The organism is Secundilactobacillus malefermentans DSM 5705 = KCTC 3548, from assembly GCF_001436395.1.
GTDB classification, from domain to species: domain Bacteria; phylum Bacillota; class Bacilli; order Lactobacillales; family Lactobacillaceae; genus Secundilactobacillus; species Secundilactobacillus malefermentans.
On sequence record NZ_AZGJ01000007.1, the window covers coordinates 24,031 to 48,704 of the forward strand.

The window sequence follows — 24,674 nt, forward strand, 5'->3', positions numbered from 1 at the left end:
TAATGGCAATTAATAACGTAGAGGCACTCTTTGCCGAAACCTTGAACGAAACGGATTTAACTGGGAAACAAAAGGATGTTTTACGCGCAAGTTTATCCTTATTTTCTGAAAAAGGGTTTTCCCAAACGAGCACACCAGACATCGCGCGATTGGCTGGTGTATCAGAAGGAACGGTTTATAAGCAGTTTAAAACGAAGGAGGGTATTTTGCGGGCCATTTTAGCGCCAGTCGTTCAAAATGTCTTTCCAAAAGCAGCGGATGAATTTGCGACGGACGTTTTGGAAGTGTCTTACCCAAGTTTGGAAACATTTTTAACGTCATTAGTTGAAAACCGGCTTAACTTTATCGTTGATAACCAGAAACAATTACGGGTTCTCCTTCAGGAAGTTTTGTTTAATGAAGGACTTGTTCAGCAGATTCGAACTGCTTTTATGGAACGGGTATACGGCCCAATAGATTCGGCGTTAAGCCACTATCGTGATAACGGCGAAATTGTTAACTGGCAAACGGGACGAATGATTCGCTACGTTGTGAGTACGGTAGTGAGTTACGGCATTCAAATTATTATGATGCCTGAGTTTACGGTTGATACAAAGGCGTCAACGAAGGAAATCGTTGAGTTCTTGATGAGGGGACTGAAGGTATAAAAATAGTCACCACTCTTTTTTGAGTGGTGACTATTTTTTGATTAAATGGAAGACTAATCTTCCATCATCGAATTCTTCAAAATGACATAATCCACCGTTCGGATATCAGAGAGCTTACGGCCACCTGCATACGAAATGGAAGACTGTAAATCTTCTTGCATTTCATTCAAAGTATCGCTAATTTCACCACGATAGGGAACCAGCATTTGCTTACCTTCAACGTTACGGTAGGCACCTTTTTGCGTTTCAGAAGCGGAACCCCAATACTGCTTGTAGGCTTTGCCATCAATTTTGATCAATTGACCAGGTGATTCCTGGTGACCGGCTAACATTGAGCCAATCATGACCATTGAAGCGCCAAATCGGATGGATTTGGCAATGTCGCCGTTGTAACGAAGACCACCGTCAGCAATGATTGGCTTGGTGGCAGCTTTGCTACATAGACGTAGCGCAGCTAGTTGCCAACCGCCAGTTCCAAAGCCAGTTTTCAGCTTCGTGATGCAGGCTTTACCAGGGCCAATCCCGACTTTAGTGGCGTCGGCACCGGCGTTTTCCAAGTCGCGGACGGCTTCAGGAGTTCCAACGTTTCCAGCAATGACGAAACTGTCAGGAAGTTCCTGTTTGATGAGCTGAATCATGTTGATAACGGAAACCGCATGACCATGAGCAATATCAATCGTGATGTATTCCGGCACATCGTTAGCAGCTGCGAGTTCCTTAATGAACTCAACTTCACCAGCCTTAACACCGACACTGATTGAAGCAAATAGGTCTTGTTCGTGCATCTTTTTGACAAACTCGTGACGTAATTCTGGATTGAAGCGGTGCATGACGTAGAAATAGTCGTTTTGAGCTAACCAAACGGCAAGTGGTTCGTTAATCACCGTTTCCATGTTTGCGGGAACGACAGGAATTTTAAAGGTTCTGGGACCAAATTTGATCTCAGTATTGGCGTCGCGCCGGCTTTCCAGCAGTCCCTTGTTAGGGATTAATTGAATATCATCATAATCAAATACGTTCATTGGATTCATTGGCATATTGCCTCCGTTACTTCTTTATAGTTCGCTCTTAGTCCAAACGTCCTTTACGACGTTGGTCTGGTTACGATCGGGTCCGACTGAGAATGTGGCAATCTTAGCGCCAACCAATTCTGACAAACGCATCAGGTAAAGGCGGGCATTGATTGGTAAATCGGCCAACGATTTGGCGCCGGTAATGTCTTCGTCCCAGCCAGGAAGGGTTTCGTAAACAGGTGTTGCATTATTTAAATCAGTTAAGCTTGCGGGATAATTTTCAATAGTTTTGCCATTAAGTTCGTAGCTGGTCGCAACTTTTAGCTCTTTGATGCCGGTTAAAACGTCTAAACAGTTGACTGACAGGTAAGTGAGACCAGAGGCACGAACGGCATGGCGCATCACAACACTGTCAAACCAGCCAATTCGGCGGGGACGATGAGTGACCGTTCCATATTCATGGGCAGTTTCCCGAATAAAGTCCCCAGTTTCATCAAATAGTTCCGTTGGGAAAGGACCGTCACCCACTCGTGATGTGTAGGCCTTGCAGACGCCAACGACTTCGTTAATCTTTGTTGGACCAACGCCGGTTCCAGTAGTCGCACCACCGGCAACGGGATTGGAAGAGGTAACGAATGGATAAGTTCCGTGATCCAAATCAAGCATGATTCCTTGTGCACCTTCGAATAGAACGTGTTGTCCCTTGTCGAGCGCATCATTGATGATGACTGATGTATCAGCAACGTATTGCTTAATTTGCTGGCCATAGGCGTAGGTTTCTTCAAACATTTTGTCGAAATCCATTGGCTCATGGTCGTAAAGCTTCGTAATCATTTTATTTTTAAGTTCGAGATTTTGACGAAGCTTGGTTTCAAAGACGTCCTTTTCAAGAAGGTCCGCCACGCGAATCCCAATTCGTTCGGCCTTATCCATGTAGGCAGGACCGATCCCGTTTTTAGTTGTGCCAATTTTATTTGCTTTTGTTTTTTCCTGTAACTCATCAATTAAAACATGGTAGGGCAATAAAACTTGTGCCCGATCCGAAATTCGGAGGTTATCGGTAGAAACGCCTTTGTCGTGAAGCCCCTTTAGTTCAGTGACTAAAGCTTCCGGATTTAAGACGACTCCGTTACCGATGACGCTGAGTTTATCGGAGAAGAAAATTCCAGATGGAATCAACTGAAGCTTAAAAGTTTCACCATTAAAGACGATGGTGTGACCGGCATTGTTGCCACCCGCATAACGAGCAACCACATCCGCTTTCTGACTGAGAAAATCGGTAATTTTACCTTTTCCCTCGTCACCCCATTGACTACCAACAACTACAACTGAAGACATATAAACACCTCATCGGATAGATTAGTTGATAAACACGAACAATCAACAAGGTATATGTTACCAAGTTCGGAAAAATAAGTCAAGCGCTCGACCGATTCTCTTTAAATAAGAGACAATTTACGTACTACCTCTATGTATAACTGGCTAGATATGATAAACTATTGAAAGTGTGCTTAAACCAATAAAACACGAACGAAGTGGGGGATTTGTATGTTAGAACGTTATACACGACCGGAAATGGGTCATATTTGGTCCAAACAAAACCAATACCAAACCTGGCTCCAAGTTGAAATTGCAATTGACGAAGCTTGGGCAAAATTGGGAGAAATTCCCGAAGCTGATGTTGCTAAGATTCGCGAAAACGCGAAAGTTGATGCCAAACGAGTGGATGAAATTGAAGCCGTGACGCATCATGATGTCGTCGCCTTCACGCGCGCCGTTTCTGAATCATTAGGTGATGAACGAAAGTGGGTCCATTACGGTGTCACAAGTACCGACGTGGTAGATACCGCGCAGGGAGTTCGTTTGAAACAGGCAAACGAAATTCTCCGTGCAGACCTGAATCATTTTATAGAAGTTATTGCCAAACAGGCCCGTCAATATAAAGACACGGTCATGATTGGTCGAACGCATGGTGTCCAGGCCGAACCAACAACCTTTGGCCTCAAACTGGCGCGTTGGTATTCCGAAATGAAGCGTAATATAACGCGCTTCAATTTGGTGGCTGACGAAGTGGAATCTGGTAAAATTAGCGGCGCCGTTGGAACCTTTGCCAACGTGCCACCGTACGTTGAAGAATATACGTGTGAACGATTGGGAATTCGGGCCCAGGAGATTACGAGTCAAGTTCTGCCACGGGATTTAATTGCCAATTACATTGCAACCTTGGCGTTGATCGCCACGAGCATTGAATCATTTGCGACTGAAATAAGAAGTTTACAGCGTTCTGAAATTCACGAAGTTGAGGAACATTTTAGCAAGGGTCAAAAGGGATCATCAGCCATGCCGCATAAACGGAATCCAATTGGTTCCGAAAATATGACGGGTTTGGCACGGGTGATTCGGGGCCACGTTCAAACCGCCTACGAAGACGTGACGCTTTGGCACGAACGAGATATTTCTCATTCATCAGCGGAACGAATTATTTTGCCGGATACGACAATTTTGCTGGATTACATGTTGCACCGATTTAGCAATATTCTAGAAAACCTGACCGTCTTTCCAAAACGAATGCTGAAAAATATGGACCTAACGTATGGCCTGATTTACAGTCAGCGTGTGCTGTTGAAGTTAATTGATACTGGCTTATCACGCGAAACGGCGTACGACTTGGTTCAGCCCTTGACCGCAAAGTCGTGGGATGAGGAGCTACAATTCAAACCGCTAGTCGAGGCAGATCCGGTCATTCAGCAGCATTTGAATCAGGCTGAAATCGATGATGCCTTTGATTACCACTACCATTTGAAACGTATCGATGAAATATTTGAACGAGTAGGTTTAACGAAATAGGACAAAAGAAAAACCGTCAACATCCAGGGGAGTAGATGTTGGCGGTTTTTTCGAGGAGTGCATTATGTTTTGGGGGAAACATAATTATGAAACATAATATCCGCTATAGGGGGATAACGAATATATTTAAGGGGAGGGTAAACATGATTGAAAACAATCGTGCTTACGAAGCATCAATCTAGCAGGGGAACTAAATTGATGTTGTATAAGGGAAGCAAAGGATTATTTCTTTGCTATGATATAAATATAACTGATAAATGTGGCGCAATTGTGATGAAAAATAGTTACTTTTGTGAAGTTGAAGTAAAGCGAAAGTAAAAGCTGGTAATGAAGATGCCAAATTTAAGGTTGGTTTAATCAAACAGTTGTCAAAAAAGGAGCTCAGACAAAAATTTTGCCTGGGCTCTTCCTATTTGTCTATTAATTTTTCTAATCGGGCTCCGAAAACCTACCGCAGATACGTCTTCAAAAATTCAGTCACCCGATGTTGATAGCGTTCTGGCGACTTCCAGAAGCTCTCCGCATGCGACGCACCCTTCACAATCCAAAGTTGCTTGGGAGCCTTCGTTGCCTCATAGTTCTCATACGCCATTTCAACTGGGACATAAATATCTTGGGCACCATGAATGAACAGAATGGGTAGCTTATTCTTTTCAAGCTGCTCTTTTGACGAAACATCGCCCAAATAGTAGCCGAGTCGAGTCCGGTTAATCGTGCTTACCAACGGCTCAAACGGATACTTAGGCAGGTGAAACTGCTCCTTTAACAGGTAAACAAGTTCCTCCTCAATGCTGGAATAGCCACAATCGGCAATAATCGCCTTGACCTGCTTGGGTAAGTTTTCGCCCGATAGCATTTCCATCGTGGCCCCGCCCATGCTGACACCAAATAGGAGCACCTTGGCAGATTCGCCATCCCGTTTGATCACCGAGTTAATCCAGTTGATGTAATCCAACCGATCGAGCCAGCCAAAGCTGATGTATTTACCGGCGCTATCGCCATGGGCCCGGTCATCCGGCAACAGGACGTTGAATCCCATGTCGTAGTACATTTTGGCAAAGTTGGCCATGGTTTCCCGATTCCCTTTGTATCCATGGGAAATGATGACCGTCTTCAAGGACTTTTTGGCAGCGGGGATGTAGGTTGCGACCATCCGGTTACTGGAATCCATTTCGTGCAGGTACCAAGTTTCTGATGGAATCTGATTGTACCATTTGACGTAAGCGTAGTATTGGTCTGCGTATTTTTGCTTGTCGGCAGAAGTTTCGGGAACGTAGTCGACCCGTTTGAATGCGTAGTTAAAGAGTCGGTGGCTAAAAGCGAGCGCACCGATTGATGCTAAAGCAAGTGGTGCAGTTAATTTTAAGAAACGGTGAGTCATTTAATCATCTCAATCTAAGTATAGTTTTTTCAATTCGTTGATTTCGTTGTCGTGTAACTTCAAGACGCTGTGCAAATAGTTCGTCATTCCGCCATAATCCTTGTCGATAATGCCGGTTGCCTTGTTATAGTAGTCATCTGAAACGGTAAAGAGGGCGTGCATGGATTCCATAAAGTTATCGTTCATGCCCATGTTGCGAGATTTTGTCAAAATGGATTCCACCAAATCGGCAGCTGCTTCGTTCGTATAAAGGTAGTCATTTCTAATTTGCGCCTGTTCGACACCAAGGGCATTGAGGAGGAAAACGGCGCCCATCCCAGTTCGATCCTTGCCGGCCGTACAATGGAAAAGCAATGATTTATTCTCATCGCCGTTGTCCAAGAGCATATCAAAAAACTCACGGTATGATTGCTGCGCTTCGTTACTGATGACCATCATTTTGTAGGCCTCAAGCATTTGATTTTTACCGGTATTGGCATCTCCAGAGAGCATTGCTTTCCGTTCTTCAGGTGACTGCGTACTGTCCGTCATATCTTCCGCAAACACTGGTAAACTTGTATAGGTCGCTCCGGTGGGAAGCCGATCCGGTTCGGATTTGATTTCTGCTTTTGATCGAAAATCCACGTCGTAGCGCACGTTGTAGGCATCCAACTGTGATAAATCAGAGGAATCTAATTCTGCGAGCTTACCAGTTCGTAAAATCCGGTGCCACTTGACTGTCTTACCATCGGTCGTCTTGTAACCCCCGAGATCACGGAAGTTATAGCCACCATTCATGTTGAGTAACCGCTGATTCGTCATTAAATTTACCTCACTTTTTTAGATGCTTAGTTATTAGAATTTTAACACAAACCTTTGAATAGGTGGCTGGTCGTTCTCGGGTTATAATGAAGAGTGTGAGCTTCAGCGGTTACTTTTGAGTATTAACGAAACCTATCTGGAGCGGAACTTGTTTCGCGTGATAGGGACGTTAGACGGAAAAAGTAGGTGAAGCAAGCACGTTTAGAAGCGTGTGAAAACAAACGGTTATTTTAAATTTGGAGGTGTCCGCATGAGCATTCGCGGCAATTGGCTACTTTACAAAACGAAACGAGAACCTATGAAACGCGGTGTCGCCAAAAGTTTCCAGAGTCCTAATCGACGGGAAGATGAATTGGCGCCCGCTAAATTTGATGGCGACTTAATCGTTAAGGAAGAACCAGTTGAAACGGGGCGTCTAGTGACCGTTTCAACTAAAACACCGACAACGGCGCACCTCATTTTTCTCCACGGCGGCGCCTTTACCGTTCGGGGAACTGAAAGTCATCGCCAACTGATTGAATTAATTGTCAAACAAACCAATGCTAAGGTGACCTACTTTGATTTTCCACTGGCACCGGAACATACGGCCCAAGAAACGGTCGCGTTCACGTTTGATGCTTATTTGAAATTAATTGTGGAGAATCCGGCCGACCGGTTCGTGTTGTGGGGTGATTCTGCTGGCGCCGGATTGGCACTCGTTTTACTGGCAAAATTACGCGATCAACAGGAGGTATTACCATCTACCACCTTACTCATTTCGCCGTGGGTCGATCTGCAAATGGCTAATCCAGAATTAGATGGATTAGCCCCACACGACCCTGAATTACCGATTGACGCGTTACGAAAGAGTGCCCAGCAATATGCGGGTCATTTAGCATTGACTGATCCAACTGTCAGCCCACTCTATGCGGATTTAACGAACTTAGGACCCATTGATATTTACTATGGCGACACGGAGTTACTAGTTCCGGACACAAAAAAACTGATTGATAAGATGCATCAATCAGCCGGAACAACGGTGCGAAGCTATGAACTTAAGAACATGATGCACGATTACGTTTTATGGACAAAATTGCCCGAAACCAAACGAACCTTGGCCAAATTAAGAAGCTTACTTGTCGATTAACCGAAATTAATGTGGTGTTTCAGCTTTGGAAAGACGTGAACGTCCGACCACTGCATCACCACACCCTGAGTCACCAGCGCCCAAATGGTACCAAAACCAATGGCGTGAAGGTGTCCGGTTGCCAGGTAAGACAATAAAATAATTAACAACGGTGGCGCGTAGCTGATCCATTGGCCCCAAATGGCGGATCCCTTTAAAAATTTAAAGCGCAAAATGTAGGATAAATCATCGTTGGGATGCATTAAAATGTTGCAACGTTGGTAAATTGAAACGGCTGCGGCAACGGATAAAAGCCCAATGATATCAACAATCACCCGCATCGGCAGGCTCAAATCTGGTACGCCGATTAAGTTCCATAAGTAGGTGAAAAATTCGACTAGGTAACTAAACGGAATGATGTACAGCAGGTTTGAGAAGAATCGCCACCGAGCAAAATGACCGATTAAGAATTGGTTCATGACCGTGATTGCGAGTCCGTAAATGAACAGGGTGGTCCCCAGTGGCACGTGTATCCAACTGGAAAGGTTAACCCCCGATCCAGTCCACACGGCACTTCCTAAGTGGGTTGAGATGGTCAGCGCGTTGGCCGCCGAGTTTAGAAAGATTGAAAAAATTAAAAAGTTTCTGCGTTGCTTGAAGTTTTTCATTTTTGCCATTAAATAATTCCCTCTTATTTCAAATTCAAGCAAATGCTAATAAATTAATCATACGATAATAATGGACTGAAAACCAGTCAGACACGCAAATCAAGGAGGAAATAGGATGCAACTTTACTTTCTTTGTACTGGCAATTCCTGCCGTAGTCAAATGGCGGAAGGGTTCGCCAAGCAAATAATGCCGGCGGACTGGAAAATTGCGAGTGCGGGTATCGAAACCCACGGGCTGAATGCTCGAACAGTTGCCGTCATGGCCGAAAAGCAAATTGATATTTCGCGAAATGAATCCAAGTTAATTGATCACAATTATTTGATGAGCAGCGATTATGTAATCACGCTGTGTGGGGATGCACGCGACCGTTGTCCGGTCACACCACCAAGCATTAAACGATTACACTGGCCACTACTAGACCCCGCACAGGCCACCGGAACGGACGAAGAAATCATGCTCGTTTTCCGAGATGTGCGCGATGAAATTGAGAATCGGGTGCGTCAACTGAAGGTTGAATTGACGCAGTAAAAGGATCGTGCGAATGCACGGTCCTTTTATAGTACCTTCACCAAATTATACCAAGTTTCGTCAGCGTGCGTTGAGTCGGATACGCCCTCGTTTACGTAACCGTTTCGCTCGTAAAAGGGAATCAAATTTTCCAAACAAGTGAGGGAAATGCCAGTTCGCTGTTGCTGTTTTGCAACGGCATCGAGTTCACTCAGAAGTTGACTAGCCACGTGCTGTCCCTGAAAATCAGGCAGAACAACCAGACTCAAAACGGCAATATACGAGTCTTTAGGGTCATTTGGAACCGTTTGATCAAATAAATCGTCCGCCAGATAACGATTATGGTAGGCGGGGCCAACCACGTAGCCCATTATTTGACCTTGTTCGTTTTTAGCAATGATGAAGGTATCGTTGATCAATTTGATTCGTTCCGCCATGCTATCGCGAGTGGCCGCCTCGTCAGGGGTGAAGCCAGATTGTTCAATCCGCATGATTTCGGTTAAATCGGATGCGTCAGGGTGAGAAAAAGTAATGGACATGAATTTGCCTCCTAAGAATATTAAAACCTATTATACCAAAAATAGAAGCAACTAATTTTACCGGATTGGCTGCTTCTACTTTACTTTTGGAGTGATTCTTTGAGGGAGGCGAAACCGGAAGGCGTCAATTCCGATCCCACCACGCTCTGGTTTCACGGATTCGTTCAATTCTTAAATTCGGTAATCCGAGTCGGGACATTGCGTGCCACGATTGCGGATGCCGAGACATTTCAGTTTTTGTGCCATTTTCAAGGAGGGCAGTGAAGAATTCCTCGCCTTGGCCAATCGGCGTTCGGACGTCCCATTCACCCTGAATGATGAGGGTGGGCGTTTTCACGTTTTGCGCGTAAGCAACGGGAGAGCAATCCCACAATTTTTGGACGTCGTAGCGACTAAGTTTCAGTTCTTGAGGGATAAACGAGTAACCAATATCACTCGTGCCAGCCAAACTAATCCAGTCGGTGACGGGCTTTTGCGCCACCGCCCCCGCAAAGCGGTCGGTATGGCCAACCGCCCAAGTCGCCATGAACCCTCCGTATGAAGCGCCAATACAGTATTGACGCTGACGGTCAAATTCCGGATGAAGATCTAAAACGAAATCGAGTCCCGTCATTAAGTCGGTGTAATCCTGTTTTCCATACGCACCAACAACTTCCTGACAAAAGGCCTGACCATAAGTCTTACTACCTCTGGGATTTAGCAGTAGCACTCCGTATCCGTTATTCGCGTAGAGCTGAATATCAAAATAAAAGTTTTCCGTCCAGGCTTGGTGCGGTCCACCATGCACGTCCAGCACAATCGGCTCTTTGGCAGAGCTTTCAAGCGGGTTGTACAGCCAGCCCTCAACGGTTAAGCCATCGCTCGCCTTAAAGGATACGGCTTCGGGATTGACGTATGAATGGGCTTTGTCAAAGGAGTCATTTGGATTGAACAAATCGTTTAATTGGCCCGCAAATGAAAGCGTCGCAAGCGCAACCGGCAACGTGGGCGTTGAGTAGGTGACCACGAGTTGGTCACCATCAACTGACCAATTTGTTATGCGAAGGGGCTGCTCAAAGAAACAGTTTGACTCGCCATTTTCATATAGGTAAAGCTTAGAGTGGCCGTGCCAGCTTGTTCTGAAGGCGAATTGCGTGTTCGAAACCCATGCAATATCAGTGGCGTCTAAATTTTGCGTAAAATCGGAGAAGACGGCTTCAAAGGATTCCTCATCGAGGTGGCTGGTATAATCGGTAAATTCTTTGGTGGCAAACGAGTAGCCGTAGACGTAGTTCTGGGTGTTGCCCTCAAATTCCTGTGAGTGGCCGACGAGGAGCAAGCGGCTGCCATCCGGTGAAAATTTGGCGTTGATAAACGTCCAGTCTGGATGTGATTTAGTTACGTTGATTTCAGTGCCGGTTTGCGTATTTACCAATAGAACCTTTTGACCGAAATCGAGGTCATCATCTGGCAGATTCTTTTGGGTCAGGGTGACTTGGGGTCCGTCAGAACTTGCATCGGTTAAATTGAAATCGGTTTGACTCGTAAAAACTTGGTTAGGCGCATCATCACCGACAGCGTATGTATAGAGTAGATAGGTTCCGTCAGTTGGGAAGAAGCCGAAGTTATCCGCTTTATGGTAGAGCCGATACACGTGACGCACACTTGGTATTTTTTCGTAAGGTTTCTTAGGGACTTCCTTAGTTTCCCGCGTTTTGAAGTAAACCGTGTCCGTTCCAGGAGCGACTTTCAGTGACTCAACGGCGTGATCAAAATGAGATACCTGAGTAGCCGTGCCTCCAGCGAAGGGAACTTTGAATACCTGATAGGTGCTGTCTGCGGTTTTCTTGGAGAGGAAAAAGAGAAAATTGGCGCCCACAACTGGGCTCTTTGATGAGTAATTGTCATTATCAAAGTTGCCGACGAACTCGCCGGCCTTCGTGAAGCCTAAAATATTGGCGCGATAATCGTTAGATTCTTGATCCACCCGAGTTTGTGTGACGAAATAGCGGTCAGTTGATGCAACGGGCTGACTTAAGGTTTTCATTTTAAATAAATCGGTTTCGGTTAATTTTTCTGTCATGGTGGTTACTCCTTTTGAGGATAAATAAAAACGCCTAAGTGTGAGGACTTAGCCGTTTGGTGGAACTGGTTTTTGGGTAAGACTAAAAAGTCTCGAGATTGGCCCCAAACGACTGCTTGGTATTCAACATTGAGATAATCGACATTAAAATGGGCATTAATTTTTTCATCGAGACCAATCCTCCTTCTTTTTCTAATGTAATTTTAATCTTATTCTAACCGATAATGAAAGTCAACTCCTATTTTGACGGTTTTCTACGAGCTACATAAATGGTAAAATTAATTTAATAAGAAACCGGAGGAACCCTCATGGCAGCGCAATATTCTACGACAGTGGCAGTTGAAAATTTATTAAAAAATCGAGAATGGTTTAGTGCGTTCGAACTTAGCGACAACTTCGATGAGTTAAGCGAAACTGAACAATTTCACGCGTTTGCAATCGCCCACGCAGTTACGGAGTTAATCTATTTTATCCAGTTAAAAACAGTTAATGAGTGGGAACCGAACGACCTCGAAGAAGTCCTAACTTATAACATTCCGGTTCAAATTGCGGCCCAGGATGATTTCTTTGCGGCGGTGGCACCAGTCATGAAGAGTTACCTAACGTACTTGGGGCAGTCGTCACGAATTGAAAATCCACAGGGAATGATTGATCGATTGGAAGAGGTGGCTCCCACCATGATGACCTACTCCCATAACGATAATTTATGGAGTGCAAATAAAATTCTGGGGATGCAGATGATTTACGGAGACATTCCGCTGAAAGCTGCTTCCGACTTGGCAGAATTTGAGCAAACCATTAATTGTGGCGTTCCCATTATTAAGGCGACGACGCCGAGACCTGCGCACCATTTTACGGGAAACGTTGTGGAACTGAACGACGAGTTAAGGGAAAAGTATCAAAAAAAAGAGTGATAAGTTGTCCACAAAAAAATGCGTAACCCGACCTGGGTTGCGCATTTTTGCTGGTCACTAAACTTTTTGACTTCTGCTGACCAAATTTTCAAAGATTTCACGAGACGCTTGATCATGCTTATACATGTTTTCGGGATGCCATTGCACTGCGATAATCTGGTCGCTATCTTTAGATTCAAGGCCTTCAATAACGTCATCATCAGCCCGTGCGGTGACCTTCAAACTAGGCGCTACCGCTTTAGTGATTTGGTGGTGACGAGAATTGACGTAGGCGCGTTCGCCCACTAATTTGGCAAGTTCACTATTCTCTGACACGTTGATGTGGTGAGACGGTAGGTTGCCGGGTGCGCCCTGCGAATGCTTCAGGAGTGGCTTGTCACTTTCGGATAAATCCTGATAAAGAGTACCGCCGAGACCAACATTAATGAGTTGAAGACCGCGGCAAATTCCAAGAATAGCCTTTCCTGCAGCAACTGATTGCCGCAGGAGTTCCAACTCGAACAAGTCGCGCTTGCGGTAAGTGGCACCAAGCATTTGGTGGGGTTCCTCGCCGAAAAAGGTTGGATCAACATCGAAACCACCGAGAAAAGCGACGCCATCAAATAAATCCAGATAGTCGGCCACGTCACTTGGATCAACACTGGGGAGAATGACGGGAATGCCACCTGATTTTACGATGGCTTCAATCGCTGGACGGGGCGCAAATGCAGCGTTTCGCTCATTGATAACGTTAGTTGCCTCAGCAAACGTATCTGCAGGTAATGCAATTTTTGGCTTCATTTGGGAACCTCCTATTAGTTATTTATAATATGTAGTATAGCGTTTTTTTCGTTAATTGGTTCACTTTTTGCAAAAAGAAGACTAGAGTTAAGAGTGTAAAAAAATAGATCGAGGTAAAGGAAAATGACAGAGAGACAATTAATCCAGGAAATTTTGAACAGTGTTTCAGTTTTGTATGATTTTGAGGACGCCAATGAAGATAGTAGTGAGTACACGTTGCTACTTAAGCAACAAGGTAACGATACCCGTTCATTGGAAACGGTTAATAATGAAGTTAAGCACTACTTTGAGGAAGCTGACTTCACGTATAAGGAAGAGTTACACCCAACAAATACAGATAAGCCGGAAGATATCCGGGTTGAGATAAAAAAGGTGTAGGTGCGAAACCTCACGAAAATCAGTGATGAGCCTGATAATAAAAGGTGTGAAACCTCACAGATACTTTTGCGTACCAACGACTGAACAGAAAATGTTCGGTCGTTTTTATTTTTCCATTGTTGCACTCCGCTTTTAGAACCGATAAACTTAACTTAGATCCAAAATAATAGGAGGTCCTGTATTGTGGTTCAAAACGTATATTTTAGTCATGATGGTGCCGTCGATGATTTAGTTTCCCTATTCTTACTGCTTCAAATGGATAACGTTAAATTGATCGGTGTTGGTGCAATTGGTGCAGATTCTTACACTGAACCAGCCGTTTCAGCCAGTCGAAAAATCATTGATCGCTTCGGTCATGGTGAAAAATTGGAAGTTGCAAGTTCAAATGCTCGTGGCGTTCATACTTTCCCAACTGAATGGCGAATGGACTCATTTAGAGTTGACGCTTTCCCAGTTCTGAACGAATTTGGTGCACCTAAAACACCAATCGCAAAAGAACCAGCTTGGAAAGATATGGTTGATAAAATTATGGCAAGCGACAGTAAAGTCACCGTTTTAATGACCGGACCACTGACAGACCTTGCTTCTGCATTAAAGGCAGAACCAAAATTACAAGACAAAATTGAAAAACTCGTTTGGATGGGTGGAACATTTGATAACCGTGGAAATGTTGCCGAGCCTGAACAAGATGGCACCATGGAATGGAACGCATTCTGGGATCCAGAAGCCGTTAAAACAGTGTGGGATAGCTCACTTGAAATCCACATGGTTGGTTTAGAGAGTACCCGTAAAGTACCTTTAACTAACGATGTTCGTGACCGTTGGGCAAAGCAACGCAAGTACGCCGGTCTAGATTTAATCGGTAATGGCTACGCACTTGTTCCCCCATTGGCCCATTTTGAAACGAACTCAACCTACTACTTGTGGGACGTTTTGACCACAGTTTCAAGTCAATATCCTGAAATTGTGAAGACTAAAATCGTCAATAGTGACGTCATTTCTGACGGACCTGCTCAAGGACGGACTTTTGAAAAAGCAGATGGTCGTCCCGTTGAAATGGTTTACGATGTTGATCACGATGCCTTCTTTGACAAAATTGACGAGTTGGCACGAAAGGCTGACTAATTTTGAATCTGACTCAACTGTACAACACGATGGAAGAAAATATGGGTCAACAACCCTGGTTGCGGCCGGGGACACCTTGGGCTGAAAATGCTTGGGAGATTATCTGGGGATCCATTTTAGTCCAGAATACCAACTGGAAAAACGTGGAGCCTTCGCTCAATAATTTGAAGGATGCCACGGATGGAACGTTTCACCCAGAAAAATTGCTTGAGCTCAGTCAAGAGAGCGTGATTGACCTGATTCGACCGAGTGGGTTCTACCAACGAAAATCACAAACTTTATTGGCCATGGCTCGGTGGCTCAGTACCCACCATAACGACCTAGACCAATTAAGAAGTCTGGATAAAGGAACACTTCGAAAAGAGCTATTAGCCATCAAAGGAATCGGGTTTGAAACGGCGGATTACATTATGATGTACGTTTTAGATCAACCGGCCTTCATGGTTGATAAGTACGCGAGACGACTTTTTGAAATGCTGGGCGCACAGATGCCAGTGAAGTATTCGGACTTTCAACGCTTGGTGGAACAGCATGTTGATCTAGATTTAGACGGATTTCGAGAGTTTCATGCTTTAATCGTTGAGTTTGGTAAAGTTGTCAAAAACCCAGTTGATTTTGCAGATAGCTTTCTCGCAAACCAAAAATTATTAATATAACTATACCAATTTAGGTAAGAGAGCTTATTTTTCTTTTAAAAAGCTCTCTTTTTTTGTGAATACATGCTATGATTAGGCTAATTACTTTGTGAAACCGGTTTCCAAAGCGTAAACCGGTAGTGGAGGATACCATTATGGCAATGAAGGAACCAGAAAATTATATCTTATCAATTGACCAAGGCACGACTAGCACTCGGGCCATCATTTTTGACCATAATGGTCGTAAGGTGATTGAATCGGACAAGCCCGTTCCACAATACTATCCTGAAACAGGTTGGGTAGAGCAAGATGCAAATGAAATATGGAATTCCGTTCTTTCTGTGATTGCACTGGCAATGATTGATGGCGGCGTTCATCCTGAAAATATTAAGGGAATCGGCATTTCAAATCAGCGAGAAACAACGGTGATTTGGGATCGCAAAACGGGGTTACCCATTTATCACGCAATTGGCTGGCAATCGAAGCAGACCAATTCAATCGCCCGCAAGTTGATCGATGAAGGCTATGAAGATTTAGTCCACAGTCATACCGGACTTGTGATTGACTCGTATTTCTCAGCGACGAAGATTCGCTGGATTTTGGACCATGTTGAAGGCGCTCAAGAACGTGCTGAAAAGGGTGAACTCTGTTTTGGCACCATTGACAGCTGGCTCATTTGGCGGTTGTCGGGTGGTAAATTGCACGTGACGGATTATACCAATGCCAGTCGAACGATGTTATTTAATATAACGGACTTGTGTTGGGATCCAGAAATGCTGAAAATGCTCAACATTCCTGAATCGATGCTGCCAGAAGTTCATTCAAGTTCTGAAGTCTACGGGACCACCGAAAACTACGAATTTTACGGTGAGCAGGTTCCTATTGCTGGGGTTGCCGGTGACCAACAGGCTGCCTTAGTCGGGCAAATGGCGTTTGAGCCGGGGATGATTAAGAATACGTATGGCGATGGTGCTTTTATCGTGATGAACACGGGGGATAAGCCCCAGTTCTCCAAAAATAATTTGCTTACGACGATTGCTTACGACATTAATGGTAAACTAAAGTATGCGTTAGAAGGATCCATTTTTGTGGCAGGGTCAGCTATTTCATGGCTGGCGGATGAGTTAAAAATTATCGATAACGTGCCCCAATCGCGTCAGGCCGCAATGAAGTCGACCAACAACGACGAAGTATACGTTGTGCCTGCATTTAACGGACTTGGTGCGCCTTATTGGGATCAAGATGCACAAGGGGCCGTGTTTGGCCTCACCCGTGGGAGCAATCGCGAGGATTTTGTAAAGGCAACTTTGCAATCCGTTGCTTACCAAACCCGTGATATCATAGAGACAATGGAAAAAGATACGGGAATGAAAATTCCTGAAATTTTAGCTGATGGCGGTGCGTCACGAAATCGCTATTTAATGCAATTCCAAGCTGATATTTTATCAATTAATATCAAACGGGCCGCTGATGAAGATACGTCTGCGATGGGTGCTGCATTTTTGGCTGGACTCGCAATTGGGTTCTGGAATGATTTGAGTGAAATTACAAAGATTCATGAGAATGGCCGCTTGTTCGAACCAAATATGGAAGAGAAGCGCCGAACCCGTTTGTACAAGGGTTGGCAAAATGCGGTGGCGGCGACGAGGCTGTTTAAGGTCAAAGAGTGAGTCCTAACGGGAGCTTCTGAGGATTAACGAATGACTATCGGAAGCGGGACTTGTCCCGCGTGATAGTCGGAGTTAAACGCAATAAGGTGTTAGGATGAGCTTGATTAAGGTCAAAGAGTGAAGCCTAACGGGAGCTTCTGAGGATTAACACACAGGTAGAGGACCGGTGAATTTGTTTGAAAGACAAGTATAAGTTAACGCAAGAGGAAAACCGCTTTGTTGCAGCTAAAAATTTAGTCAACATGGTTTATTCAAATTCCAAGTTTGAAGGCGTTGCGGCGACCCTAGCACAAACGCAAACCATTATTAATGGCATGAGCGTTTCAGGCATTTCAATTGATGATGTGGAAGTAATCGTTGATTTAAAAAACGCATTTAGCTACATCATTGAGCACGATGAGCCGTATACTTTGAAGACCAGTCAGGCATTAAATCGGATTGTTTCCAAAAATGATGGCATGTATCCTGGCGAGATTCGAACGGGGAACGTGGAAATTGGGGGAATGGATTTTGTCCCCGGTATTCCAAACGTTTACGAAATGCAAAAACAGATTACCGAACTCATGATGTCGGACCTGACACTAACTGAAAAATCGTTACGCTTAATGTATGAAATGATGCGCGCCCAATTATTTTGGGACGGCAATAAACGAACCGCAATCATAGCAGCCAACTATCTGCTCATTAATGGTGGCGGGGGCATTATCAATATCTCAATAAATCAGTTGGAAAAGTTTAATACCTTGCTGCGAAATTTCTATACGACCGGGCAATTAGATGAGTTATTGCAATGGACGTACGACAATTGTATCTACGGAATCGACTACGATTAATTTTAAAAACACTTGGAATTAAAATTTTAGATGTGGTATGCTACAAAACGTCAACAAAATAACGCGCGTATAATTGATCAGCGTAAAGTCAGTCAAAGACTTTGCGCTATTTTTTTGTGAAAAAAACGTGAACGAAATGGAGAAATTGAGTTGAAATTTTTTATGTATTTACCCCGGAACAAGAAAGAATTTGCCTTATTTTTACTACTCGTTTCAGTGATTTCCGATAATATCATTGCCCCAATTATTACGAGTTTTGAAGTGGGTTTTAGTTTTCAAACCTGGAAATCGACGCTCAAAGTTTTACCCTTTATTTGGCTAGTGGTGGTTGTGCTAGTTATCCTAACTAACGCACCAGCGACTTGGATGAAGGACAAAATTGTCGCCAAAGGGGATAGTTTCAATGCCCACATAATCGTGAACGTCTTATGCAACGTGTTGATGATGTCGATTATTTTAACGGTTGTTGGCGCTTGGATTGGGCAAGGGCAACTGAGCCTCGATCCAATCACCCATTTTGCTTACCGTTGGCCACGTAATTTTGCGGTTTCATTTGCGGTCGAATTACTAATTGCGCAACCAATCGCACGACAGGTACTGTATCTCATCCATTCATCGCAAGAAACTGCGTCAAATTAGACAAAAAAGGCGTCACACAAAATTGTGTGACGCCCTTTTTTAAATTATGCTCGCTTACCATGCCAGCGACGGCTGTTGGTTCTAGCCACAAAATCGCGACGTAAAACCCAGCCCCACAATAATTGAATAGTTCCAATTATTGCTAATAGCTGTAACCATGGATAAAACTCGGCAAAAACCCAACTTTCGAATAGGGTCGCAATAAGTAATAGGATGCCCATTATTAAACTCATGGACGCGGTGTAGACGTGGTTTCGATGACCAGCCCACCAGCCCAGTAGATTCCCTAGGCCAAAAATAATTACTACTATGATTCCCAATATACGATAGTTTTCGAAGGGACCATTGACAAGTAATGTCGTTGATAGTCCTAAAAACGTACCGCTTGAATCGATCATTAGGCCGATGCCGCTCACAAGTGCACTGATTCCAATGACAAAGTGCAAAATTGATGAGAGCTTATGCATATGCATCAACCTCCTATATATAAAGTCTGAACAGTGATAACGACAAAATAGTTATCAAATTTCGTTCATCCTCATTAAAATTTAATCTGTAAGCAAACTTGCTCACTATTAATCAATAGCTCATTATATGGCATCCCAAGGTAAAAAGCCAGAAAAAAGCAATAAAAAAACCAATCAGCATAAGAAAAGGCTAATTGATTTCTAATTTATTTGAGATATCGACTTTGCGTTAGTAGGTCCTTCGAATGCTCATCAGCTGGTTTAAAGCCACGAGCTGACAAGTGTCGAAAGTACATCATGTTGTAAAAGAAGCCCCAAACGATTCCCATAATCGTGTTGGTCATTTCAAAGGTTTGGGCAATATTAACATGATAGAAGGAGGCGATTCCCATAGAAACGCCCGCACTAATCCCGAGCATACACAACAGATTGTACCAATCGGACCGGAACACCGGCACCCACCAGCCAAAAATCAGCGCGGTGAACGAAAAGCCAACTTTGGCAATTCGCATGTCACCGGACTCGGTGTGGACCATCGTTGCGTAATTTGGTGGTAGCGGAAGGCCCCCAGGACCCATGCCGTTGCCGTTATCATCATTATTGTTGTTTCCATTATTTCCAAATGGATTCTGCATCGTTAACCAGCTTTCTAAATTATCCTAATAAGACATCTTAGCGCAAAAAACGAAAACATGCTAGTAATCTATCGCAAATGCATCCGCACAACGGCTTCACAGCGAGCAGTTTGGGGCATCATGTCAACAGATTGGATGTAGTCAACGTTATAGACCTCAGTCAATTTGACTAAATCCTGTGCCATGGTTGATGGGTTACATGAAATATAGACGAATTTTTCTGGTCTGGTAGTCAAGATAGTTTCAAGCAGCGTATCGTCTAAACCGGTACGAGGAGGATCGACAATTAAAGCGGTCGGTTCCCAGCCAAGTGCGAGCCATTGAGGGATCACATCTTCAGCCTTGCCGGCGACGTAGTGGGCATTTTGAATCCCGTTTTGTTTGGCATTTTGGTTGGCATCGTCAACGGATTCTGCAATGGTATCCATTCCGCGAACTTCTTTGGCGGAGCTGGCAATTGAAAGACCAATCGTTCCAACACCGGAGTAGGCATCAATCACGTTGTCGTCCGCCGTCAAATTGAGTCCCTTGAGACCTTCGGCATACAGCTGTTCAGTCATGAATGGGTTCAATTGCAGGAAGGCCCGAGCCGACAAATTAAAGCGCAATTTATTTAAGTATTCTTCTATATAAGTCTTGCCTGCCAATGGCTTTGTTTCCTCGCCCCAAATGAGGGAAGTTTTGCCTGGGTTAACATTTTGCATGACGGAAACGACATCAGGGAGCTCTGCTTCAATTCGTTCGAGCAACTCGCGCTTCTTGGGTAACTTCTGAGAGTTAGTCACGAAAACGAGTTGTGCTTGTTGCGTTGAAACGGCTACCCGAATGACAACCGTTTTAACGATCCCAGATTCAGCTTCTTCATCGTAAATGGGAACGTCTAAATCCTGAAGCATTTTGACGACAGCGCGCATGATGGTCATCGTCAATGGATATTGGACGGAACAAGTTTCCAAATCGACGACTTCATGGGTGCCTTCTTTATATAATCCGGCGACCACTTTGTCATCAATTTTACGGATTTGAAATTGGGCCTTATTACGGTAGGCGTATGGATCCTCCATGCCGATGGTTGGGCGCAACTCGTAATCCATGTAGCCACGGGGATGATACTTTTCTAGCGATTGAACAACCACGTCCCGTTTAAATTGGAGCTGAGCGGGATAAGCTAAATGTTCTAGCTCAAAGCCGCCGACGTTACCTGAATAGGCATCACGTGGTTCAACCCGGTTAGGGCTTTTCGTTCTAATTTTGTGAATCTTAGCGTCAAGGTAGCGAGCGTGAATCCGCGTTACCTCTGCGACAACGACCTCATCTGGTAGAGCGCCGGGGATGAAAACGGTCTTGTGCTTATAGTAGCCAATTCCTTCCCCATTAATGCCGAGGCGTTTGATTGTCAGTGGAAAACGCTGACCTTCTTCAACCTCAACGTCTGGCTGTGGTTGGCGGTTGCGTGAATTTCGATTTTGATTTGAATGATTATAGTTCATTTGGTCTCCTTAGTGTGCGTTCTTTCTACAATATATGCGTTTAACTACGTGGTTGATTATAACAGAGAAAGGCAATGTTTGTTTTTTGAATCCTATCAGGCACTCGAAATTTTTCTATTTAAACTTGATTTAAATCAGTTAACTAAAATGTGAAGTTTGATAAACTTGTGTCAGATAAGGGATTAGCCAACATTATTACAAAATGATGACGAAAATCTCAGCGTTTTCAAAGGGAATGTTAGGGCTTTCTTTACCAATTAAACCCAATTTCGTAAAACTTTGACGATATGATGGTTATATTCAGAAAGAAGGATTGATGATTATGTTACTTGAAGACAACTACTCAGAACAGCCACTTATTCCTGTTCAACTCATAACGGTAACCCCACACAAGCTGTTGGCCATTACCGAAAATCATCAAGTTGTGTTTGTAAACGTGCCTAAAGAAGCCACTAAAAAACGAGATAAAACTTACTGGGAATCATTAAAAGACATTGCGCGAAGTGAAATTTGGATCCCCATCACAGAAGTTGGACACTACTTGATTGACACAGATTGGTTAGCCGAAGATGAAGGGCAACTGACCTACATTGAAGCAATTGATGAACGTCACGACAAGCAAACAAAGTAATAAGCAGTTTCCTACCTAATGATTAGAATAATTAAAAAATTCTGAGACTTTATGTTTCCCCCCTGAACTAATTACTAGTAAAATTACCAGTGTAAACTAGTCAGTGTGTTCAAGGAGGAGAAAGCAAATGAGTCTAACGGATACTTATCAATTAAGTAATGGCGTTAAGATACCAATTGTGGGATTTGGTACTTGGCAGACAGCATCTGGGGATGTTGCTTACGAAGCAGTGAGCGAAGCGTTGCGTGCAGGATACCGCCACATCGATACGGCTGCTGCCTATGGAAATGAAGAAAGCGTTGGTGAAGCAATTAAGGATTCTGGTGTCAAACGACAGGATCTATTTGTAACCACTAAATTGTGGAATGCCAAACATGGTTATGAGGCGACTAAACAAGGATTTGCGAATTCGTTATGTGGCTTGGGTTTAGATTATATTGATTTGTACCTGATTCATTGGCCTAATCCTGCTGAATTTCGAGACAACTGGCAACAAATGAACGCTGAAAGCTGGAAAGCAATGGAAGAACTTTATCGTGATGGTAAAGTGAAGGCAATCGGCGTTTCAAACTTCCGTGAACACCACTTGGACGCACTACTAGAAACGGCTGAAATTAAGCCAATGGTTAACCAAATATTTCTTAATCCGTCAGATTTACAGCCCTCAGTCGTTGACTATAACAAGAATCACGGCATTTTGTCGGAGGCATACAGCCCGCTCGGAACGGGCAAGGTTTTTGCTATTGCCGAATTGGGCGAACTTGCCAAAAAGTATCACAAATCAGTGCCGCAACTCATTTTGCGATGGCACTTACAGCACGGATTCCTACCACTCCCTAAGTCGATTCATAAAGACTATATTAAGGAGAATGCCCAGATCTTCGATTTTGAAATTGATGAAACTGATATGAAAAAAATCGATGACCACCATGGTGAGGCAGGGCTGGCGACGAATCCGGATACGACTGCATTTTAAAATTAAAATATCTTTTAAGGAGGCACCCAATGATAATTGAGGTGCTTTTTTTGGTTCTTGGAGAACATGTGATGTATATCACATTATGCTACAATAATCGTGTAAGTTAATTTGAAAGGAGTGTTATTTATGGGAAGGTTAGACAATAAAGTAGCAATTATTACTGGTGGCGTTAAAGGAATTGGCTTAGCAATTGCTGAGGAGTTCGCAGATGAAGGTGCTAAGGTTGTCGTTACTGACATCGATGATAAATCAGCGGAAAGTATTGAAAAGTTAAATAAACCAGACAAAATTAAATTTTATAAGCAAGATGTTACTGATTCTAGCCAGTGGCCAAAGGTTTTTGATTTTGCAAGAAAAGCTTTTGGAGAAGTTACAACGTTAGTAAATAATGCAGGTATTTCAGTCGAAAAGAGTATTGAGAATACTACTGATGATGAATGGAAGAGTGTCATTGGAGTAAACTTGAATGGGACTTTTTTTGGCACGCGTGAAGGAATCCGACAAATGAAAAACTTAGATGGCGGAGCTTCAATCATTAACATGGCTTCTATTGAAGCATTTGTGGGAGATCCAAACTTAGGTGCTTATAATGCTTCTAAGGGTGGTAGTACTTTGCTAACTAAATCTGCTGCCCTTGATAGTGCATTGCGTGACTATGGGGTTCGGGTAAACAGCGTTCATCCTGGATACATTGCAACACCACTAGTTAAGGCACAAAAAGGGATGGAAGAAAGAATGTCTGTAAGGACCAAGACCCCAGTTGGGCATATTGGAACCCCTAAAGACATTGCTTACATCTGTGTTTACCTCGCTTCAGATGAATCAACCTATGCAACTGGAGCCCAATTTACGGTTGATGGTGGATATTCAGCACAATAAAATAGTGATGTAATGAAAAGACGACCAATAAAATGGTCGTCTTTTTTACCTATGTTATACAATTCAGAAAACAAAAGAGGTGTCTGAACTGTAAAAGCGTTCAATTATAATAATAATTAAACCCGTTTTTCACTACCAAATGAGAACACCGCCACACATCCCAAACCGGTATGGCTTGCAATGGTGGGGCCAATCTTGGTGATGGTGAATCTAGCATTTGGAACTGTCTTTTTAATTTCATTTTCGATAACGTGGGCCGCATCAACGGCTCGGGACGTGCAAATTAGGATTCTTGGAGATTCCCGATCAACCAGCGTTGCCACGGTGTTTGCTGCCAACGCTTCGAGGGATCGTCGCCGAGAGCGCGCTTTTTTGACAACGCGCAAATGGCCCTTGGCATCCATATCCATAATCGGTTTAATGTGCAGCAACGTTCCGAAAGCTGCGGAAGTTCGCGAGACGCGACCACCATGATACAGATAGTTCAGATCATCAACCGTGAACCAATGCTGATAGTGAAGTCGATTGCGAACCAGCCAATCGGATAACTCAGCTATTCCCATTCCAGCATCCCGTTTATCCACCGCGTCAAGCAGCATGAGGCCCTGACCGGAACTGGCCGCTAGGGAATCAACCAGACAAATTTTGGCATCGGGGTACGTATTTAATAGTAAGTTTCGAGCCTGTTGGGCGCTATTAAATGTCCCACTCAATCCTGACGAAAATCCGAGGTAGAGGATGGGGGTGCCAGCTTTGACGTAAGGCTCAAAAAAGGCAACAAATTGACCGATATTAATTTGAGCCGTATTCGGCATCAATCCGGAGTCAATTTGGTCGTAAAAGTGTTCTAAATCAAAGTGGTGTTCAAGGTCGTCCTTGTATTCTTGGCCGTTGACGTTGACGTGTAGCGAGACAAATTCAACGTTGTTGTCGACTAGTAGTTGGAATGGTAAATCAACCGACGAGTCCGTTAATAGTTGATACATTGTGCACCTTCTTCGTTCGCTCATTATTACTTCATATTTTACGCCCCTGAAAGCCCACTGTC

Annotated in this window: 26 protein-coding genes; 14 read left to right on the top strand and 12 right to left on the bottom strand. The window is 43.9% G+C overall.

Annotation, left to right across the window (positions count from 1 at the left end):
* Positions 1-2 precede the first annotated feature (2 nt).
* Positions 3-647 (top strand): TetR/AcrR family transcriptional regulator, encoded by a 645-nt coding sequence (locus FD44_RS02365; protein ID WP_010620341.1) that lies wholly within the window; start codon positions 3-5, stop codon positions 645-647.
* Positions 648-700: 53 nt separating this feature from the next.
* On the opposite strand, the gene FD44_RS02370 is transcribed toward FD44_RS02365, so the two are convergent.
* Positions 701-1,669, bottom strand: coding sequence for a GMP reductase (locus tag FD44_RS02370; protein ID WP_010620340.1), 969 nt, complete (start codon positions 1,667-1,669; stop codon positions 701-703).
* Between the two features lie 33 nt (positions 1,670-1,702).
* Positions 1,703-2,998: an adenylosuccinate synthase gene (locus tag FD44_RS02375; RefSeq protein ID WP_010620339.1), complete on the bottom strand. Its 1,296-nt coding sequence runs from the start codon at positions 2,996-2,998 to the stop codon at positions 1,703-1,705.
* A gap of 210 nt (positions 2,999-3,208) precedes the next feature.
* On the opposite strand from FD44_RS02375, the gene purB reads away from it, so the two are divergent.
* Entirely contained in the window at positions 3,209-4,507 is a 1,299-nt protein-coding gene (gene purB / locus FD44_RS02380; RefSeq protein ID WP_010620338.1) for an adenylosuccinate lyase, read from the top strand.
* A 448-nt stretch (positions 4,508-4,955) separates the two neighbouring features.
* Here the strand turns inward: purB and FD44_RS02385 are convergent, their stop codons facing one another.
* Positions 4,956-5,888, bottom strand: coding sequence for an alpha/beta hydrolase (locus tag FD44_RS02385; protein ID WP_010620337.1), 933 nt, complete (start codon positions 5,886-5,888; stop codon positions 4,956-4,958).
* 9 nt (positions 5,889-5,897) lie between these two features.
* Entirely contained in the window at positions 5,898-6,689 is a 792-nt protein-coding gene (locus FD44_RS02390) for a tyrosine-protein phosphatase (protein ID WP_010620336.1), read from the bottom strand.
* A gap of 250 nt (positions 6,690-6,939) precedes the next feature.
* On the opposite strand from FD44_RS02390, the gene FD44_RS02395 reads away from it, so the two are divergent.
* Positions 6,940-7,815: an alpha/beta hydrolase fold domain-containing protein gene (locus FD44_RS02395; RefSeq protein ID WP_010620335.1), complete on the top strand. Its 876-nt coding sequence runs from the start codon at positions 6,940-6,942 to the stop codon at positions 7,813-7,815.
* Here the strand turns inward: FD44_RS02395 and FD44_RS02400 are convergent.
* Positions 7,812-8,471, bottom strand: a complete 660-nt coding sequence (locus FD44_RS02400; RefSeq protein ID WP_010620334.1) for a DUF6198 family protein — start codon at positions 8,469-8,471, stop codon at positions 7,812-7,814. The genes FD44_RS02395 and FD44_RS02400 overlap by 4 nt on opposite strands.
* A gap of 106 nt (positions 8,472-8,577) precedes the next feature.
* On the opposite strand from FD44_RS02400, the gene arsC reads away from it, so the two are divergent.
* Positions 8,578-8,991: an arsenate reductase (thioredoxin) gene (arsC, locus tag FD44_RS02405; protein WP_010620333.1), complete on the top strand. Its 414-nt coding sequence runs from the start codon at positions 8,578-8,580 to the stop codon at positions 8,989-8,991.
* Between the two features lie 26 nt (positions 8,992-9,017).
* Here the strand turns inward: arsC and FD44_RS02410 are convergent, their stop codons facing one another.
* Together FD44_RS02410 and FD44_RS02415 are read right to left on the bottom strand one after the other, a co-directional pair.
* Entirely contained in the window at positions 9,018-9,509 is a 492-nt protein-coding gene (locus FD44_RS02410) for a GNAT family N-acetyltransferase (protein ID WP_010620332.1), read from the bottom strand.
* 124 nt (positions 9,510-9,633) lie between these two features.
* Entirely contained in the window at positions 9,634-11,571 is a 1,938-nt protein-coding gene (locus FD44_RS02415; RefSeq protein ID WP_010620331.1) for an alpha/beta hydrolase family protein, read from the bottom strand.
* A gap of 308 nt (positions 11,572-11,879) precedes the next feature.
* Between FD44_RS02415 and FD44_RS02420 the strand changes: the two genes are divergently transcribed.
* Positions 11,880-12,485, top strand: a complete 606-nt coding sequence (locus tag FD44_RS02420) for a hypothetical protein (protein WP_010620330.1) — start codon at positions 11,880-11,882, stop codon at positions 12,483-12,485.
* A gap of 57 nt (positions 12,486-12,542) precedes the next feature.
* Here FD44_RS02420 and FD44_RS02425 read toward each other — a convergent pair whose 3' ends face one another.
* Entirely contained in the window at positions 12,543-13,265 is a 723-nt protein-coding gene (locus FD44_RS02425) for a gamma-glutamyl-gamma-aminobutyrate hydrolase family protein (RefSeq protein ID WP_010620329.1), read from the bottom strand.
* A gap of 123 nt (positions 13,266-13,388) precedes the next feature.
* On the opposite strand from FD44_RS02425, the gene FD44_RS02430 reads away from it, so the two are divergent.
* The 6 genes from FD44_RS02430 to FD44_RS02455 all read left to right on the top strand — a co-directional run bounded on the left by FD44_RS02430 (position 13,389) and on the right by FD44_RS02455 (position 18,545).
* Positions 13,389-13,643 (top strand): hypothetical protein, encoded by a 255-nt coding sequence (locus FD44_RS02430; RefSeq protein ID WP_010620328.1) that lies wholly within the window; start codon positions 13,389-13,391, stop codon positions 13,641-13,643.
* A 183-nt stretch (positions 13,644-13,826) separates the two neighbouring features.
* A complete protein-coding gene (locus FD44_RS02435) occupies positions 13,827-14,768 on the top strand; it encodes a nucleoside hydrolase (protein WP_010620327.1) in 942 nt (313 codons plus the stop codon).
* 2 nt (positions 14,769-14,770) lie between these two features.
* On the top strand, positions 14,771-15,424 hold the full coding sequence (locus FD44_RS02440; RefSeq protein WP_033445258.1) for an endonuclease III domain-containing protein: 654 nt from the start codon (positions 14,771-14,773) through the stop codon (positions 15,422-15,424).
* Between the two features lie 140 nt (positions 15,425-15,564).
* Positions 15,565-17,073: a glycerol kinase GlpK gene (glpK, locus tag FD44_RS02445; RefSeq protein ID WP_010620325.1), complete on the top strand. Its 1,509-nt coding sequence runs from the start codon at positions 15,565-15,567 to the stop codon at positions 17,071-17,073.
* A gap of 176 nt (positions 17,074-17,249) precedes the next feature.
* Complete coding sequence (locus FD44_RS02450) at positions 17,250-17,906, top strand: Fic family protein (protein ID WP_010620324.1); 657 nt, start codon at positions 17,250-17,252, stop codon at positions 17,904-17,906.
* Positions 17,907-18,056: 150 nt separating this feature from the next.
* Entirely contained in the window at positions 18,057-18,545 is a 489-nt protein-coding gene (locus FD44_RS02455) for a DUF2798 domain-containing protein (protein WP_010620323.1), read from the top strand.
* A gap of 44 nt (positions 18,546-18,589) precedes the next feature.
* On the opposite strand, the gene FD44_RS02460 is transcribed toward FD44_RS02455, so the two are convergent.
* From FD44_RS02460 to rlmD, 3 genes are all read right to left on the bottom strand, one after another.
* Positions 18,590-19,012, bottom strand: a complete 423-nt coding sequence (locus FD44_RS02460) for a hypothetical protein (protein ID WP_010620322.1) — start codon at positions 19,010-19,012, stop codon at positions 18,590-18,592.
* A 206-nt stretch (positions 19,013-19,218) separates the two neighbouring features.
* On the bottom strand, positions 19,219-19,647 hold the full coding sequence (locus FD44_RS02465) for a hypothetical protein (protein WP_010620321.1): 429 nt from the start codon (positions 19,645-19,647) through the stop codon (positions 19,219-19,221).
* 68 nt (positions 19,648-19,715) lie between these two features.
* On the bottom strand, positions 19,716-21,137 hold the full coding sequence (gene rlmD, locus FD44_RS02470; RefSeq protein ID WP_010620320.1) for a 23S rRNA (uracil(1939)-C(5))-methyltransferase RlmD: 1,422 nt from the start codon (positions 21,135-21,137) through the stop codon (positions 19,716-19,718).
* Positions 21,138-21,459: 322 nt separating this feature from the next.
* Here rlmD and FD44_RS02475 point away from each other — a divergent pair, with 322 nt between their 5' ends.
* The 3 genes from FD44_RS02475 (at position 21,460) to FD44_RS02485 (ending at position 23,626) form a co-directional block, all read left to right on the top strand.
* Positions 21,460-21,768, top strand: coding sequence for a hypothetical protein (locus FD44_RS02475; protein ID WP_010620319.1), 309 nt, complete (start codon positions 21,460-21,462; stop codon positions 21,766-21,768).
* A gap of 127 nt (positions 21,769-21,895) precedes the next feature.
* Entirely contained in the window at positions 21,896-22,744 is an 849-nt protein-coding gene (locus FD44_RS02480) for an aldo/keto reductase (RefSeq protein WP_010620318.1), read from the top strand.
* Between the two features lie 129 nt (positions 22,745-22,873).
* Positions 22,874-23,626, top strand: a complete 753-nt coding sequence (locus tag FD44_RS02485; RefSeq protein ID WP_010620317.1) for an NADP-dependent (R)-specific alcohol dehydrogenase — start codon at positions 22,874-22,876, stop codon at positions 23,624-23,626.
* Positions 23,627-23,742: 116 nt separating this feature from the next.
* Here FD44_RS02485 and FD44_RS02490 read toward each other — a convergent pair whose 3' ends face one another.
* Entirely contained in the window at positions 23,743-24,612 is an 870-nt protein-coding gene (locus FD44_RS02490) for a DegV family protein (protein ID WP_010620316.1), read from the bottom strand.
* Between the last annotated feature and the right edge of the window lie 62 nt (positions 24,613-24,674).